General features: G+C 79.3%; 12 protein-coding genes. 6 read left to right on the forward strand and 6 right to left on the reverse strand.

What is annotated here, in order from left to right:
• Positions 1-36: 36 nt before the first annotated feature.
• From MN205_RS14465 to MN205_RS14475, 3 genes are read right to left on the reverse strand one after another with little or no spacing between them, the layout of a single operon-like run.
• Positions 37-765, reverse strand: a complete 729-nt coding sequence (locus MN205_RS14465; RefSeq protein WP_242128502.1) for a monooxygenase — start codon at positions 763-765, stop codon at positions 37-39.
• Between the two features lie 10 nt (positions 766-775).
• Entirely contained in the window at positions 776-1714 is a 939-nt protein-coding gene (locus MN205_RS14470) for an alpha/beta fold hydrolase (protein WP_242128504.1), read from the reverse strand.
• A gap of 52 nt (positions 1715-1766) precedes the next feature.
• Positions 1767-2360, reverse strand: a complete 594-nt coding sequence (locus tag MN205_RS14475; RefSeq protein ID WP_242128506.1) for an aminoacyl-tRNA deacylase — start codon at positions 2358-2360, stop codon at positions 1767-1769.
• A 335-nt stretch (positions 2361-2695) separates the two neighbouring features.
• Between MN205_RS14475 and MN205_RS14480 the strand changes: the two genes are divergently transcribed.
• From MN205_RS14480 to MN205_RS14505, 6 genes are all read left to right on the forward strand, one after another.
• On the forward strand, positions 2696-3106 hold the full coding sequence (locus tag MN205_RS14480) for a DUF6504 family protein (RefSeq protein WP_242128508.1): 411 nt from the start codon (positions 2696-2698) through the stop codon (positions 3104-3106).
• A 31-nt stretch (positions 3107-3137) separates the two neighbouring features.
• Positions 3138-3596 (forward strand): SAV_6107 family HEPN domain-containing protein, encoded by a 459-nt coding sequence (locus tag MN205_RS14485; RefSeq protein WP_242128510.1) that lies wholly within the window; start codon positions 3138-3140, stop codon positions 3594-3596.
• A gap of 91 nt (positions 3597-3687) precedes the next feature.
• The gene (locus tag MN205_RS14490) at positions 3688-7431 is read left to right on the forward strand and encodes a DNA polymerase III subunit alpha (protein ID WP_242128512.1); all 3744 of its coding nucleotides are present in this window, start codon (positions 3688-3690) and stop codon (positions 7429-7431) included.
• Between the two features lie 142 nt (positions 7432-7573).
• Positions 7574-8311 (forward strand): bifunctional 2-polyprenyl-6-hydroxyphenol methylase/3-demethylubiquinol 3-O-methyltransferase UbiG, encoded by a 738-nt coding sequence (locus MN205_RS14495; protein ID WP_242128515.1) that lies wholly within the window; start codon positions 7574-7576, stop codon positions 8309-8311.
• 36 nt (positions 8312-8347) lie between these two features.
• Entirely contained in the window at positions 8348-9652 is a 1305-nt protein-coding gene (locus MN205_RS14500) for a DUF4332 domain-containing protein (RefSeq protein ID WP_242128517.1), read from the forward strand.
• Positions 9653-9720: 68 nt separating this feature from the next.
• On the forward strand, positions 9721-10122 hold the full coding sequence (locus MN205_RS14505) for a DUF3040 domain-containing protein (RefSeq protein WP_242128519.1): 402 nt from the start codon (positions 9721-9723) through the stop codon (positions 10120-10122).
• A gap of 135 nt (positions 10123-10257) precedes the next feature.
• Here MN205_RS14505 and MN205_RS14510 read toward each other — a convergent pair whose 3' ends face one another.
• Genes MN205_RS14510 through MN205_RS14520 form a run of 3 tightly spaced genes read right to left on the reverse strand, consistent with a single transcriptional unit; the run spans position 10258 to position 14917 of the window.
• Positions 10258-12594 (reverse strand): DUF3488 and transglutaminase-like domain-containing protein, encoded by a 2337-nt coding sequence (locus MN205_RS14510; protein WP_242128521.1) that lies wholly within the window; start codon positions 12592-12594, stop codon positions 10258-10260.
• Positions 12591-13946, reverse strand: a complete 1356-nt coding sequence (locus tag MN205_RS21990) for a DUF58 domain-containing protein (protein ID WP_242128523.1) — start codon at positions 13944-13946, stop codon at positions 12591-12593. The genes MN205_RS14510 and MN205_RS21990 overlap by 4 nt, the downstream gene beginning before the upstream one ends.
• Entirely contained in the window at positions 13943-14917 is a 975-nt protein-coding gene (locus MN205_RS14520; RefSeq protein WP_255820120.1) for a MoxR family ATPase, read from the reverse strand. The genes MN205_RS21990 and MN205_RS14520 overlap by 4 nt, the downstream gene beginning before the upstream one ends.
• Positions 14918-15196: the final 279 nt, after the last annotated feature.

Genomic DNA, 15196 nt, shown 5'->3' on the forward strand with positions numbered 1-15196 from the left:
CCCGGGAGCGCACGGGCGCGACGGCACCCGGACGGCTCAAGGGGTTCGCCCGTCCAGCGTCCCGGTGACGGAGCGGACGGCGAACCGGGCGAACAGCTCCTCGGCGTACCAGCCCTGCGCGGGGGTGCGGTCCATCACGTCCACGTGCGCGGGGCGGCGGTGGGCGAACTCCCGCAGCGCCGCCGTGGACTCCCACAGCGAGAAGGTGCCCTGGTACCCCAGCGGCGCCTCCCCGACGCCCAGCGCGCACCGCAGCCCCGGCACCCGGTGCAGCTCCCCTGCCACCGGCGGCACCGAGCGCCAGAACGAGGCGGCCCGCAGCGGCCGCAGCCGCGCCCGGGTGATCGACGCCACCGGCCCCTCGTGCGCCCGCGCAGCCCGCGCGTCCGCGGCCCCGAACGGCTCGCGCCCGCCCCAGCGGCCCCGGCTGGTCAGCGGCGCCATCCCCACCCGCAGGCGCTCGAGCGACAGCCGCTGCCAGGCCCGCACCGTCGTGGACGCCTCGAAGGCGCCGGCGGCCGCGGCCGAGTCCCACGCCACCAGCACCGCCCAGCGCAGCGGGTCGGCGTCGCGCACCGTGAAGGTGCGCCCGTCACCGGTGCCGAGCAGCTTCGCGAAGCGGGCCCCGGGCGTGCGGGCCAGTGCGCGGCGGTCCAGCGCCATCCGGGCCAGCGCCCCCGGCACGGCCCGCGGCGCCACGCCCCACACGTCGAGGGTCACCAGGGCGGGGGGACCCTCGACGTGCGGGGCGGCGGGGGCGGGCACCCGCGCGACGCTACGCGCCGGCGCACCCGGCCGGTCCGCGGGGCCCCGCCGCGCCGGCACCCGCCCGCTCGGCCTCGCGCACGCGCCGGCGCACCAGCTCCACGACGTCGGCCGGGCGGTCCCAGGCGGGCACGTGCCCGCAGCGCTCCCACTCCAGCCAGCGCGCGTGGGGGGGTGCGACCTCGCGCCGCAGGTAGGCCGGTGGCAGCACCCGGTCGCGGCGGCCGGCGACCACCGCCACCGGCGCCCGCACGTCCGCGCCGCGGGTGAACGAGCCGGCGGCCAGGCCCGCGTCCGCCGCCGCGTACCCCGCCGCCGAGGCCACCGACAGCACCGCCTCGCGCGCCAGCGCCGCCGGCAGCGCGCGCGGGGCCGCGCTGGTGGCCGCGAAGGCCAGGGTGCGCCCCCAGCGGGTGGGCAGCGGGTCGAACGGCAGCCGGGGCGCGGCGCGCGCGTACCAGCGGGCGAAGCGCTGCCCGGTGGGCAGCAGGGGCGGGCGCCGGCGGGGCGCGGCCCACAGGCCCGCGGGGGCCAGGGCCACCACCCCGGCCACGGCAGGTGCCGGTCGCCCGGTGCCCAGCCGCTCGTCGGGGTCGCGCGCGCCGTCGGCGGCCGCGGCCTCCAGGCACACCCACCCGCCCAGGGAGTGCCCCACCAGGTGCACCGGCCGCCCGTCGGCCTCGCTCAGCCGCGCCGCCGCCCGGCGCAGCCGCCGGCCCAGCTCCGCGGCCCGCATGGCGTGGGGGCCCTCGGCCGGGTCGGGCGGGGGGCTGTCCCCGTGGCCGGGCAGGTCGACCAGCAGCAGGCGGAACCCGTGCGCCAGGGCGGGCGCCACCAGCGACCACGTGCTGGCCGCCCCGCCCAGGCCGTGCACCAGCAGCACCCGGGGCGCGTCGGCGCCGGCACCGCCCACCTCGCGCACCGCCAGGCCCTCCAGGAGCGCGTTCACCCGACCTCGTTCACCCGACCTCGTTCACCCGACCTCGTTCACCCGACCTCGTTCACCCCAGCTCGACGGGGTGGGCCGCCGCCAGCCGCAGCAGCTCGTCGTAGCGGCTGGGGAACACCGCGAGCGGGTGCCCGGCGGGCACCCACACCACCGGGTGCACGGCCAGGGTGACGTCGACGCAGGTGGGCAGCGGCTCCGCCAGCCCCACCGGTGAGGTGGCCCCGGGCGCCGAGCCGGTGCGGAGCACCGTCTCGGCCTCCGTCACCGTCTCCAGGGACGGCACGCCCAGCACCGCGGCGAGCAGCGGCGGGAACAGCTCGTGGGCGCCGGAGGTGAGCACGAGGACCAGCCGGTCGCCCGGAGCGCGCAGCAGTGCGCTGCGGGCCACGGCGGCCACGGGCACGCCCAGGTGGCGGGCGGCGACGGGTCCGCGCGCCGCGGGGGGCAGGTGCACCACCCGGCCGGTGGCGCCGAGCTCCACCAGGGCGCGCTCGGTGGCGGTCACGGCCGGGTGCTCGTCCCCGCGGGGGGGCTCACCGGCGAGGACGTCGGGCGCGTCGAGGGGGCCCGCGGGGGGTGCGCCGGGCGGGGGCGCGGCGAGGAGGTCGCCCGCGGCGGGGGCGCGACCGGCGGTCGTCCACCTCATGCACCACCACGGTAGGCGCCCGGGGCCCGCCCGTCGCGTCGAGGGGGGACGTCCGGGAGCGGTCCCGCGCCGCTGCCCGGCGGGGGTCCCCAGGTCGGGGCGGGAGCGTGTCCTGTGGACGGCGCGTCTTCCGTTGACGCCGGAGGTCGGAGGTGGTGTAGCTTCGAGGAGCGTTCGAACCGGTGTTCGAACGACGTGGCCGCTCGGCGGCGCGGTCCGGGGAGAGGGGAAGCTCCCGCGGGCCGCGCCCCGGGCGTGCTGCGACGAGCCGCTTCCCCCGGCTCGCCCGCCGCGGCAGGCCCGCGGTGCCGGCTGGAGCGGAGGGGGAGTCGACGGTGCGACGTTTCTCGGACGAGGTGCACGTGCGGTGCGGCGTCCTGGGGGGTTCCCCGGGGGCCCCGGTGCAGTTCGTCTGGCGCGGCAGGCTGTACCTGGTGCGCACCCTGCTGGGGCGCTGGCTCGAGCGCAGCGCCTGGTGGGAGCAACCCGCGGTCGCGGCGGTGCACGGCGAGGAAGTGGCTCCCGGCGCGTCGCCGGTGGTGACCCGCCCGGTGCTGGCGCTGGGCGACCTGGAGCGCGAGGTGTTCCGCGTGGAGGCCGCCGTCGGTCGCGCCACCACGGGTGTCTACGACCTGGCGCACCCCGTGCCGGCCGGCACCGCGGCCTCGCTGGGTGCGGTCGTGTCGGAGGCGGCTGGTACTCAGGGGAGTGACGGCGCGTGGCGGCTGCTGCGCGTCAGCGACTGACGTCCGGACGCCACCGGAGAGGTGAACCGCGATGACCACCCCGAGGGCCTCTTCCCCCGGCGGTGCCCCCGAGGGTACCGCCGGCCGCCCCCGACCCCTGACCACCGCCGCGCTGGACCTGCTCGAGCGGTGCGAGACCGAGTTGCGCGCCGCGGCCACCGCCACCGACCCCGGTGAGCGCTACGTCCACGCCCACCTGTCCGCCCTGCGGGCCGGCGCGGCGCTGGTCGCCGTGCACGGCCGGCCCACCGCTCCGCGGCGCAGCCAGCCGCGCAGCGTCTGGGAGATGCTGCCCCGCCTCGACGCCGACCTGGCGGAGTGGGCGCGCCGCTTCACCGCCACCGCGCCGCTGCGCGCGCGCGTCGAGGCCGGCCGCGGCGACCTCGTGGACGCCGCCGCGGCCGACGCCCTGCTGGACGACGCGGTGGCCTTCCACCGCGTCGTGGAGTCCCTCCTCGGCCTCAGCCGGCTGCACCCCCTGGCCAGCTGAGCCCCCGCACCACCACCGCTCCCGGTACCACCCCGGTACCACCGCCGCTCCGTCCTTCCCCGCGGGCGCACCACCCGCGAGAGGACGACCCGTGCCCACCCCCTCCAGCACCCCCTTCACCCACCTGCACGTCGCCTCCAGCTCCTCGCTGCGCCACGGCGTGTCGTCCCCCGCCGAGCTCGTGGCCCGTGCCGCCGCGCTCGGCATGTCCTCCCTCGCGCTCACCGACCGCGACGGCCTGTACGGCGCCGTGCGGTTCGTGCGCGCCTGCACCGCGGCCGGGCTCGCGCCCGTCCTCGGCACCGACCTCGCCACCGCCCCCACCGGCCTCCTGGCCGGCCTGCCCGCCTGGGCCGACCCCTGCGCCGCGCCCCGCCCCCGCCGCGGGCCCGCGCGCGGCGGCGCGGCGGTCGACACCCGCCTGCCGCGCGCCGTCGTGCTGGCCCTCGGCGCGGGCGCCGGCGTGCGGCCGGGCGACGGCTGGGGTGCCCTGTGCGAGCTGGTCAGCGCCACCCACCTGGCCGGCCGGCGCGGCCGCCCCGTCAGCAGCCTCGAGCTGATCGCCCGGCACGGCACCGCCCCCGGGGGCGCGGCGGCGCTCGCCGTCCTGCTCGGGCCCGGGTCCGAGGTCGGCCGGGCGCTGCTGGCCCGCCGCGACGACCTGGCCCGCGCCGTGCTGCGCCGCTGGCGGGCGGCGCTGCCCGAGGGGTGCCTGCACGTGGAGGTCGTCTGCCACCACGCTCCACCCGGCGCGCCCGGCAGCGTGCAGCACGCCGCCCGGCTGCTGGCGCTGGCTCGCGCCGAGGGCGTGCCCGCTGTGCTCACCGCGGCCGTGCGCCACGCCACCCCGGACGGGGCCGTCACCGCCGACCTGCTCGACGCCGTGCGCCGCCTGGTCCCGCTGAGCGCCCGCCACCTGGACCGCGCCACCGCGCAGGGCCACCTCGTGGAGGGCGCCGGCATGGTTCGCACCGCGCGGGAGGTGGCGCACGCCGCCGCCGGCGGCCGCGACGGTGCCCGCGCCGCCCGCGAGCTGCTCACCGCCACCGCGGCCCTGGCCGGGCGCGCCCGCCTCGACCCCGCCGCCGACCTCGGCACCGGCACCGTCCACCTGCCCGACCGCGCCGCGCTGCGCCTGCCCGCCGGCACCGACCTCGACGCCGTGCTGCGGGCCCGCTGCGAGGCCGGCGTCGCCCGCACCCGTCCCGGGGCCGGCGAGGCGCGGCTGCGCGCGGTGCACCGGCGCCTGGAGGAGGAGCTGCGCACCGTCGCCCGGCTCGGGTTCGCCGCCTACTTCCTCACCGTCGCCGACGTGTGCGACCTCGTCCGCGACCTCGGCGTGCGCGTCGCCGCCCGCGGCTCGGGCGCCGGCAGCCTCGTCAACCACCTGCTGGGGATCTCCGGCGTCGACCCCCTCGAGCACGGGCTGCTGGTGGAGCGCTTCCTGAACCCCCGGCGCGCGTCGCTGCCCGACATCGACCTCGACGTGGAGTCCCACCGGCGCGAGGACGTCTACGCGGCGGTCCTGGAGCGCTTCGGCGGCGAGCGGGTCACCTGCCTGTCGATGGTCGGCACCCACCGCGCCCGGCACGCCGTGCGCGCCGTCGGCGCCGCGCTGGGCCTGCCTCCCGCCGAGGTCGACGCCATCGCCACGGCCCTGCCGCACGTGCGCGCCCGCGACGTCCGCGCCGCCGTCGCCGAACTACCGGAGCTGCGCGGCAGCGGGCTGGACGCCGAGCGCCTGAGCGTCTTCCTCGACCTCGTCGAGCGGCTGGACGGCCTGCCCCGGCAGGTGTCGCTGCACCCGTGCGCGGTGGTGCTCTCCGGCCCCGGGCTGCTGCGCCGCACCCCCGTGGAGACCAGCGCGCGCGGCTTCCCGATGAGCCAGTTCGACAAGGACGACGCCGAGGACCTGGGCCTGCTCAAGCTCGACGTGCTGGGGGTGCGCCTGCAGTCGGCGATGGCCCACGCCGTGCGGGAGGTGCAGCGCGTGGACGGCGTGCGCGTCGACCTCGACGACCGCGCCCAGGTCCCGCTGGACGACCCGGCCGCGTTCCGGCTGGTGCGCTCCACCCGCACCCTGGGCTGCTTCCAGATCGAGTCGCCCGGCCAGCGCGAGCTCGTCGGCCGCTTCGCCCCCGAGACGTTCGCCGACCTCGTCGTGGACATCTCGCTGTTCCGGCCCGGGCCCGTGCAGTCCGACGTGGTCACCCCGTTCCTGCGGGCCCGGCAGGGGTGGGCGAGCGCCGAGCACCTCGACGAGCGGCTGCGACCGCACCTCGAGGAGACGCACGGCGTCGTGGTCTTCCACGAGCAGGTCATGCAGGTGCTGCGGGTCACCACCGGCTGCGACCTCGCCCTGGCCGACGAGCACCGCCGCGCCCTGGGCACCCGCGAGGGGCAGCGGGAGCTCGAGCCGGTCTTCCGCCGCCGCGCCCTGGAGCGGGGCTTCCCGCCGGCGGTCGTCGAGCGCGTCTGGGAGGTGCTGCGGGCCTTCGGGTCCTTCGGCTTCTGCAAGGCGCACGCGGCGGCGTTCGCGCTGCCGACCCTGCAGTCGGCGTGGCTGAAGGCGCACCACCCCGCGGCGTTCCTGGCCGGCGTCCTCACCCACGACCCGGGCATGTACCCCAAGCGGTTGCTGCTGGCCGACGCCCGCACCCTCGGCGTGGAGGTCCTGGGCCTGGACGTCAACGCCTCCGGCGACACGTACCGCGTCGAGCGCGTCCCGCCGGGGGCGCGCTGGGCCCGCCGCGACCCGGAGGGGCTGGAGCCGGGGGTGGCGGACGGCACCGGGTACGGCGTCCGGCTGTCCCTGTCGGACGTGGCGGGCGCGTCCGCCGAGGAGGTCGCCCGCGTCGTCGCGGGGCAGCCGTACCGCTCGCTGGCGGACCTGTGGCACCGGGCGCGCCCCTCGCGCCCGTTCGCCGAGCGCCTCGTCCTCGCCGGCGCGCTGGACGCCCTGCACGGCACCGGCGCCACCACCGGGCCCGCGCGCCGTGGCCGTGCCACGCGCCGGGACCTGCTGCTGCAGGTCGCCGAGCTGGAGCGCGCGGCCCGCGGCCCGGCCCGCGCCCGTCCCCGGGTGGCACCCGCCGCCCCGGGTGCCACCGGTGGAGCCCCGGCCCCCGGGTCCGCCGGTGCGGTGCAGCTCGCCCTCGACCTGGGGGAGGTCCCCGAGCACGTGCCCGCCGCCGGCCTGCCCGAGGTGAGCGGTGCCGAGCGGGTTCGCGCAGAGCTGGAGGTGCTGGGGCTGGACGCCGCCGAGCACGTCCTGAGCGCGTACGTCCCGCTGCTGCGGGTGCTGGGAGCCACCCCCGCCCGGGAGCTGCGCAGCCGGCGCAGCGGCTCGGAGGTGCTCGTGGCGGGTGTGAAGGTCGCCACCCAGACCCCGCCGGTCCGCTCCGGCCGGCGCGTCGTCTTCCTCACGGTCGACGACCCCACCGGCCCGGCCGACGCCGCCCTCTTCGAGGACGCGCAGGAGTCGTGGGCGGCGACGGTCTTCTCGTCCTGGCTGCTGCTGGTGCGCGGGGTGCTGCGGCGCACCGGGCCGCGCGGGGTCTCGCTGCGCGCCACCGGTGCGTGGGAGCTGACGGCCGTGCACACCGCCTGGCGCGAGGGCGGTGACGCCGCGCTGCGCGCCCTGCTGGCCGCCCGGACGCCCGCCGCCCCCGGTGGTGCGCCGCCGCGCGCGCTGGTGCACCCCAGCGGGTTCCGGCAGTCCCCGTACGCCGACCTGCGCCCGCCGGGCGAGGACGTGCGGGCCACCCGCTCGGCCGCCCGGGCGAACGGTCCGCGCCGGCTGTGGCACGCGAGCCCGGGCAGCCCGGGGTGGTGATGCGGCGGGTGCCGGACCGGCGGGTGGTGGACCGGTGGCGGCAGGGGGCGCGGGCGGACGGCGACGCGCCGCGGGTGGCGCCGCGGCGGGGGACCGCCCGGTGTCTAGGGTGGGGCACGTCCGCGAGCGCTGGGAGGAACACGTGGCGAAGGAACGGGGCCGCCCCCGCACGTCGACGGTCCTCTGGGACGGTGTGCAGCGCCTGCTGGCCGGCGCGGACGGCGCCGCGGGCCCGCGGTCGGTGGTGGACCTGGGGGGCGGTACCGGCGGCCTCGCCGTGCGGGTCGCCGCCCTGGGGCACGACGTCGTCGTCGTGGACCCCTCGCCGGACGCCCTGGCGGCGCTGGAGCGGCGCACCGCCGAGTCCGGGTTGTCCGGCCGGGTGCGCTCCGTGCAGGGCGACGCGACCGAGCTGGCGGGCCTGCTGCCGGCCGGCAGCGCCGACGTGCTGCTGTGCCACGGCGTGCTGGAGGTGGTGGACGACCCCTCCGCCGCCCTGCGGGCCGCGCACGGCGTCCTGCGTCCCGGCGGCCGCCTCAGCCTGCTCGTCACCCAGTGGCCCGCCACCGTGCTGGCCCGCGTCCTGGCCGGGCAGCTGCCCCAGGCCCTGCACGCGCTGTCCGACCCGGGGCACCGCTGGAGCGGCAGCGACCCGCTGCGCCGCCGCTTCGACCGCGCCGAGGCGGTGGAGCTGGCCGAGGCGGCCGGTTTCACCGTCACCGAGGTGGAGGGCACCCGGACGTTCAGCGACCTCGTGCCCGCCGCCTGCGCGGAGTCCGAGGCGGAGGCCGCCCTGCTGCGCGAGCTGGAGGCCCGTGCGGCGCGCTCGCCGGAGCTGCTGGCCCTGGCCGGGCACCTGCACCTGCACGCCGTCCGCTGACCGGGCCGCCGGGCGGCCGCCGGCCCGGTGCCCACGGTGAACGCGGCCCGGCTCGCCGCCACCGGCGAGGACGCCTGCACCGTGCTGCACGTCGCGGTGGGCGAGATGCCCGTCCAGGTGGAGCTGCTGCGGCGGCCGGAGCTGGTCGGCACCGCCGTGGCCGTGACCGGCGGTCGGGGGGTGGTGGTCTCTGCGACGGCGCCGGCGCGCCGCTGCGGCGTCCACCCGGGCGTGGCGCTGAGCCGTGCGCGCCGGCTGTGCCCGCCGCTGACCGTCCTGACCGGCCGGCCGGTGCAGGTCGAGCGCACCTGGGCGGGCGTGCTGGAGCTGCTGCGCTCCCTCGTCCCGGTCGTCGAGCCGCTCGGCACCGGCACGGCCCTGCTCGACGCCTCGGGCACCGCGCGGCACGGCGGGCCGGTGGTCCTGGCGCGCCGGGTGCGCGACCGGGTGGCCGACGAGCAGGGACTGACCTGCTCGGTGGGGGTCGCGGGCACCCGGCTGGTCGCCGGGCTGGCGGCCGCGGCGGCCGCCCCCGACGGCCTGCTCGTGGTCCCCGCCGCCCGGGTGGTCGCCTTCCTGCACCCGCTGCCCGCCGCGGACATGCCGGGGGTGGGCCGGCGCACCGCGCGGCTGCTGGAGCACCTGGGCCTGCGCACGGTGGCGGACGTCGCGCACGCACCGGCCGCCACCCTGACCCGGGCCCTGGGGCAGGTCACCGGCCGGTGGCTGCACGAGGCGGCGTGGGGACGCGACGATCGCCCCGTGACCGCTCCGGCGTCCCGGCGGGCGGTGACCGCCCGGGCGGGGTTCGCCCGGGACGTCGACGACCCCGCCCTGGTGCACCGGGAACTGCTGCGCCTGGCGGTGCGGGTGGCGGCGCGGGCCCGTGCGACGGGTGTCGCCGGGCGGACCGTCGTGCTGGAGGTCCGCTTCGCGGACGGCACCGGCCTGGTGCGCTCGCGGACCCTGCCCGAGCGCACCGACGCCACCCGCGCCGTGCTCGCCGCCGCCAGCGCCCTGCTCGACGGGCTGGGCCTGCAGCGGGCGCGCCTGCGCGGTGCGGCGGTGCGCCTGGAGGACCTGGCCCCCTCGGCCCTGCAGCCGCGGCAGCTGCTCCTGGGGGAGCGGACCCCCGGGTGGCGGGAGGTGGACGGCGCGGTCGACCGGGCGGGGCTCCGCTTCGGGGCGGGCAGTGTGAGACCCGCCACGTTGCTGGAGACGTCCCCCGACTGGTTCCCGGCCGCAGGAACTCCTGCCGGGGGCTCCGTCGTTGGGACGGTGGAGGACTGGAGCCCTCCCGACGCGCTCCCCGGCGGCCCGGGGTGGTGGGCCGTGTGCTAGTCCGAGTTTCGCCTCCCGCTCGCGGGACCTATCCTTGACACACATCGTGCGCACGCCAGGAGGTACAGGTGCCGCTCTCGGAACATGAGCAGCGTCTGCTCGAGCAGATGGAACGTGCGCTGTCCGCGGACGATCCCAAGTTCGCCAACGCCATGCGGGGTTCCCGTCACGGTCGCGCCGCCCGCCGGCGCCTCGTCCTCGGCATCGCAGCCGTCGTGGTGGGTCTCGTGCTCCTCGTCGTCGGGGCCAGCACGAGCCAGATCTGGCTGGGGGCGGGCGGCTTCATCGTCATGCTCGCCGGGGCGATCTGGGCCTTCTCGCCGGCGCGGGGGACGGGGCCACGTGCCGACGGGCAGCCCGACGCGGCCGGGCCCCGGCCACCCCGGCCCGGCCGGACCCGTCGCAGCGGGTCCTTCATGGAACGCATGGAGCACCGGTGGGACCGCCGTCGCGGCGGCGGTCAGTGGTGATCGTCCCGGCCTCCTGAGCGGTCGACCGGCAGGCACCGACGCACGGGCCCGCACGCCTCGCGGCGTGCGGGCCCGTCCGCGTCCCACCCGCGGCGTCCCACCCGCGGCCCGGCGGTGCCGAGTCGCGGGCACCGATCAGTCCCGCTCCCACCAGTCCAGCGCGGCCCGCAGCCCCGCCCCGGGGAACCACCGGGCGCGCCAGCGCACCGGCCGCGGCCGGCTCCGCGCCACGGCGGCCACCACCTCGTCCACCTGGGCCCGCACGACGCGCCGGCCGCGCGTGCCCGCGCTGACCGGGCGGTCCAGGAGCGCGGCCCCGCCGCCCGGGCGGGCGGCCGGGACGGGACCGGGCGCAGCGTCCGTGCCGCCCGGGGCGAAGCGGGCGCTCTCCACCGCGCGCCGCAGCGCGGTGAGCTGCTCGGCGGCCCCGGCAGGCAGCGGTGCGGCGGCCTCCACGATCGCCGCGCACCGGCGCGGCGTGGCGGAGGGTGGCCACCGCACGCCCAGGTCGCCGAGCCGGTCCGCCAGGTCGGCCCACGCGGCCTCGGCGGAGGAGGGGCCGTCGTGGGCGCCGGCCCAGCGCCGCCGCGTCAGGGCCGTCGCGGTGACCCCCGGGGCCAGCAGGGCCAGCAGCAGGAGGACACCGCCGCCGATCCACCCCCACGGCAGGGCGGCTACGCGCTGCCAGCCGGTCACCGGACCTCCGGCCGCGCCCGGCGCGGCGCCGGCCGTGGTGGTGCTGGCGCTGGCGCTCGGGGCGGACGGAGCGGCACCGGGCGCGGCCGGTGCCGCGGCGCTCGGCACCGGTGCCGCGACCTGCACGCGGGGCACCGAGTAGGGCGGCGACTGACCGGTGCGGGTGGCCGGGGTGGGCTCGAAGCGCACCCAGCCGACGCCCTCGAAGTAGAGCTCCGGCCAGGCGTGGGCGTCCTGGGCGCTGATCCGCCAGCGCCCGGCCGTGGACTCCTCCCCGGGCAGGAAGCCGATCGCCACGCGTGCGGGGATCCCCAGGGAGCGGGCCATGACGGCCATGGCCGAGGCGAACTGCACGCAGAAGCCCGACTTGTCGCGCAGGAACGCGGCCACCGCGTCCGAGCCGCCGTCGTTGGGCGCGGTCGTGGAGTAGGTGAAGCCGCCGGTGGAGCGGAAGTAGCGCTGCAGCGCCGCTGCGCGCTCGTAGTCGCCGGAGGCCCCGGTGGTCACCTCGACGGCGGCGTCCCGCACGCTCTGCGGCAGCGAGTCGGGCAGCGCGGTGTACCGCTCCCGGACGTCGTCCGGTGCCTGGCCGGCGCCGCGCAACCGGCCCTCGTCGGGGTCCACCTCGAGGTGCTGCACCACGTACTCGCGCCCGCGGGTGGTCTCCCCGTCGCCGACGACGTTCAGGGTCGCCTGCTCGTAGAGCCACTCCCCGGCGATGTCCACGCGCAGCGCGGGGTAGGGCAGCGGCAGGTAGGTCTGGTCCAGGCCACGCACGGAGATGGCCGTGCGGTGCTCCACCGACTGGGCCAGGACCTCGTCCGACAGGCCCGGCGGCCTGCTCAGCCCGTCCTGCACCCGCTGGCTGCGGGGGATGTCCGCGCCGGTGCTCGGTGCCCAGGTCCGGCCGTCGAAGACGTCGGCGGTCACGATCCGCAGCGGGGCGGGATCCTCCTGGTCCGTCTGGTAGGTGAGGATCGTGGTGTCCGACCGCGCCCCCAAGCTCGCCTTGAGGTTGAGGATGGGGTTGATCACGGTGATCGTGTCGCCCGTGCCGGTGTCGACGGTCAGCGACCGCTCGTCCAGCCCCGGGACGGCGGCGGGCACGACGAGCGCGAGCGCGAGCGCCCCCGCGCCCAGCGCGGAGGCGGTGGTGCCGGCCGCGGTGCCCGCGGGCCCGCGGGCGCGCCGCCGGGCGGGTGCGGGCCAGCGGGGGTCGGGCCGGCCGGTGGCCAGCAGGACCAGGTAGGGCACGGCCACCGCCAGCAGCGCCGGTGCGCTGGAGCCGCCGGGTGCCAGGCACACCGGCACCGCCAGGGTCGCCGCCAGGGGGACGCCCGCCAGCGCCGGGCGCCGCAGCGCCACGGCCAGGACGTCGACGGCCAGGGCGAGCAGGCCAGCCCCGCCCACGAGCAGCAGGCGCAGACCACGCAGGTCGGCCGCCGGCACGCTGTAGCGCTGCACGACCTGCACCCCGTCGCCGAGGAGCTGGGCGAAGCGCGCGGGGGTGGCGGCGGTGGGCAGCACGCCCAGGGCCGTCGTGGCGCCGCCGAACAGAGCGGTCAGCGCGAGCAGCACGGCGAGCGCCTGCAGCGCCACGGCGAGGCCGCGGCGGTGCAGCAGGGCGCGCACCAGCAGGCCGGTGCCGGTCACCGCGAGGACCGCTCCGAGGGCGCCCACGACCCAGCCGGAGGACACGACCAGGGGGCGCAGGGACAGCACGGCCGCCGCGGAGGCGACGCCTGCCCAGCAGGCGGTGCGGGCGGTGCGGGTCACGCCCCCACCCCCGATCCGGCGGCGCCGGCGGGTGCCGCGGCAGCAGCGCGGGCAGCGCGCGCCCACGCCTGCGGCACGTTCGTGGCGGGGGCGGCCACGGCGGTGCGCCAGCCGGCCCGGGACAGCACCAGCTGGGCGCGGTGCAGCGCCGCGTCGGCCGCCTCCGCGGGGGCGTCGTCCCCGGCGCCCGGGTGCGCACCGGCCCACAGCCGGGTGCGCTGCAGCAGGGCCAGGGCGGGGGTGCCGGGGGAGCGGGCCCCGGCCAGCGGCTGCACGTCCGCCTCGTCGACGTCGCCGAGGACGGCCACGAGCAGCGTGCCCTCGGAACGACCCAGCGACGCCAGGGACCGGGCGAGCCCGTCGTCGGAGCCGGGCTGCAGCCGGGCCAGCGCCCGCAGCAGCGAGCGCACCGCCGAGCTCTCGTCGCCGCCGTGCACCTGCTCGAACCTGCCGCCGTGCAGCAACCGCACCCGGTGCCCACGACCCTGCAGGTGCACGGCGACCGAGGCGGCGGCGCTGACGGCCCACTCCAGCGAGGAGGCGGCGCCGTGGCCGCGGTGGGCGCCGGCCCGGTCGTCCAGCAGCAGGACGGCGTCGGGGTGGCCGGGGTGCTCGTCGGAGCGAACCATGACCTCACCGCGGCGGGCGGTGGAGCGCCAGTGCACCCGGCGCAGGTCGTCGCCGACGCGGTAGGCGCGGATCGAGGCGTCGTCGGGGGCGCTCGCGGCTGCCGACCCCACGGAGGGGCCGCGCGAGCCCCCCGCGTCGCCGAGGGGCGAGGCCGCCAGGCGGTGCACGCGGGGCAGCACGTCCAGGGTGGCCGTGGCGCCCGTGGTGCGGGAGACGACCACGAGGCCGAAGGGATCGCGCGCCCGGACGGTGGCCGGCCCGAGCCGGTAGCTGCCGCGCACGTCCGACCTCACCCTGTGCTCGAGGTCGAGGGTCTCGCCCTCGGCCAGCCGGGGCACCGCCACCCGGGCCGTCCCGCCCAGCGCGAGGGGCACGGCGTCCTCCAGCACCACCCGTCCCGGTGCCCGCCCCCGCCCGCGCACCGTCAGGCGCACGGTGGTGGCGGTGCCCGGCTCCACCAGCCCGGACCCGGACCTCGAGACGAGGTCGAGGGTCCTGCTGGACCGGAGGGCCACGACCGCTGCGAGCACGGCCAGGGCGGTCAGCAGCACGCCCACCCGCAGCAGGTCGCGTTGCCCGAGCGCCGGGGCGGTGCCCAGGGCCAGCAGGCCGGTGGTCAGCAGGGCCCACCCCCGGGCCGTGGGGCGCAGGTCGGCCCGAGCCGGGCCGCCGGTGCCGCTCGGGTCGGGCCGGGACCCGGTCGGGTGCCGCCGGACGTTCACCGCGGGGAGGGCAGCGCGGTCGTGCGGAGCACGTCGGCGACCACGTCGGTCGCCTCGCGCCCGGCGAGCTGGGCGTCGGCCGTCAGCACCAGCCGGTGCGCCACGACCGGCACCGCGAGGGCCTGGACGTCGTCCGGCAGCACGTGGTCGCGCCCGTCCAGGGCCGCTCGCGCGCGGGCGGTGCGCAGCAGGTGCAGCGCGGCGCGGGGGGAGGCGCCCAGCCGCAGGTCGGGGTGGGTGCGGGTGCGGCGGACCAGGTCCACGACGTACTGCTTGAGCGCCTCGGCGGCGTGCACGCCGCGCACCGCCGTGGCCAGCCGGCGCACGTCCTGCACGCCCACCACCGGGGTCAGCTCGTCCAGCGGCTCGGCGCCGCCGTGCTCGGTGAGCATCCGCAGCTCCGCCGCCGCCGAGGGGTACCCCATGGACACGCGCGCCGTGAAGCGGTCCCGCTGGGCCTCCGGCAGCGGGTAGGTGCCGTCCATCTCCACCGGGTTCTGCGTGGCGAAGACGACGAACGGGCGCTCGAGGGGCCAGGTCGTGCCGTCCACGGTGACCTGACCCTCCTCCATGCACTCCAGCAGGGCGGACTGGGTCTTGGGGGAGGCGCGGTTGATCTCGTCGCCGATCACCACGTTGGCGAAGACCGCCCCGGGACGGAACTCGAAGGCGCCGCGCTCCTGGTTCCAGACGCTGGAACCGGTGACGTCGCTGGGCAGCAGGTCCGGGGTGAACTGGATGCGGCGCACCGTGCCGTCGACGGAGCGGGCGAGGGCCTTGGCCAGCATGGTCTTGCCGACGCCCGGCACGTCCTCCACGAGCAGGTGCCCCCCGCCGAAGAGGACGGTCAGCGCCAGGCGCACCGTCTCGTCCTTGCCCTGGACGACGCGGTCGACGGTGCGGGCGAGGCGGTCGGCCGTGGCGGCCAGCTCCTCCAGCGCGGCGGGCAGGTCGTCGGGCGGCACCGCCAGCGGGTCCCCGGAGTGGTTCCCGGCGGGTGCGCTCGTGGTCGTCACGTGGCCTCGTCTCCTCCTGGGGGTTCGGTGGCACCGCGCCCCGTCCCGTCGCACCCGGCCTCGCCGTCGCGACCCCCTCCACTGTGCCCCACGCGCGGGTGTGCCCGCCGCCCGACGGGGCGCCGGGGCACCTCCTGCTCCCGCGGGCCCGCTCGCGGCAGCGCCACCGCACTCCACCGCGCTCCCCGCCGACGTCGCCGGCGCCTGCCGGCACCCGCCCCGGCCGGGGCGGCC

The organism is Kineococcus sp. TRM81007, assembly GCF_022669155.1.
Taxonomy (GTDB): Bacteria; Actinomycetota; Actinomycetes; order Actinomycetales; family Kineococcaceae; genus Kineococcus.

Coding starts and splice junctions, on each gene's coding strand:
- MN205_RS14475 (WP_242128506.1), bottom strand. CDS start 2,360: ATGAGGTGGACGACCGCCGGTCGCGCCCCCGCCGCGGGCGACCTCCTC.
- MN205_RS14485 (WP_242128510.1), top strand. CDS start 3,138: ATGACCACCCCGAGGGCCTCTTCCCCCGGCGGTGCCCCCGAGGGTACC.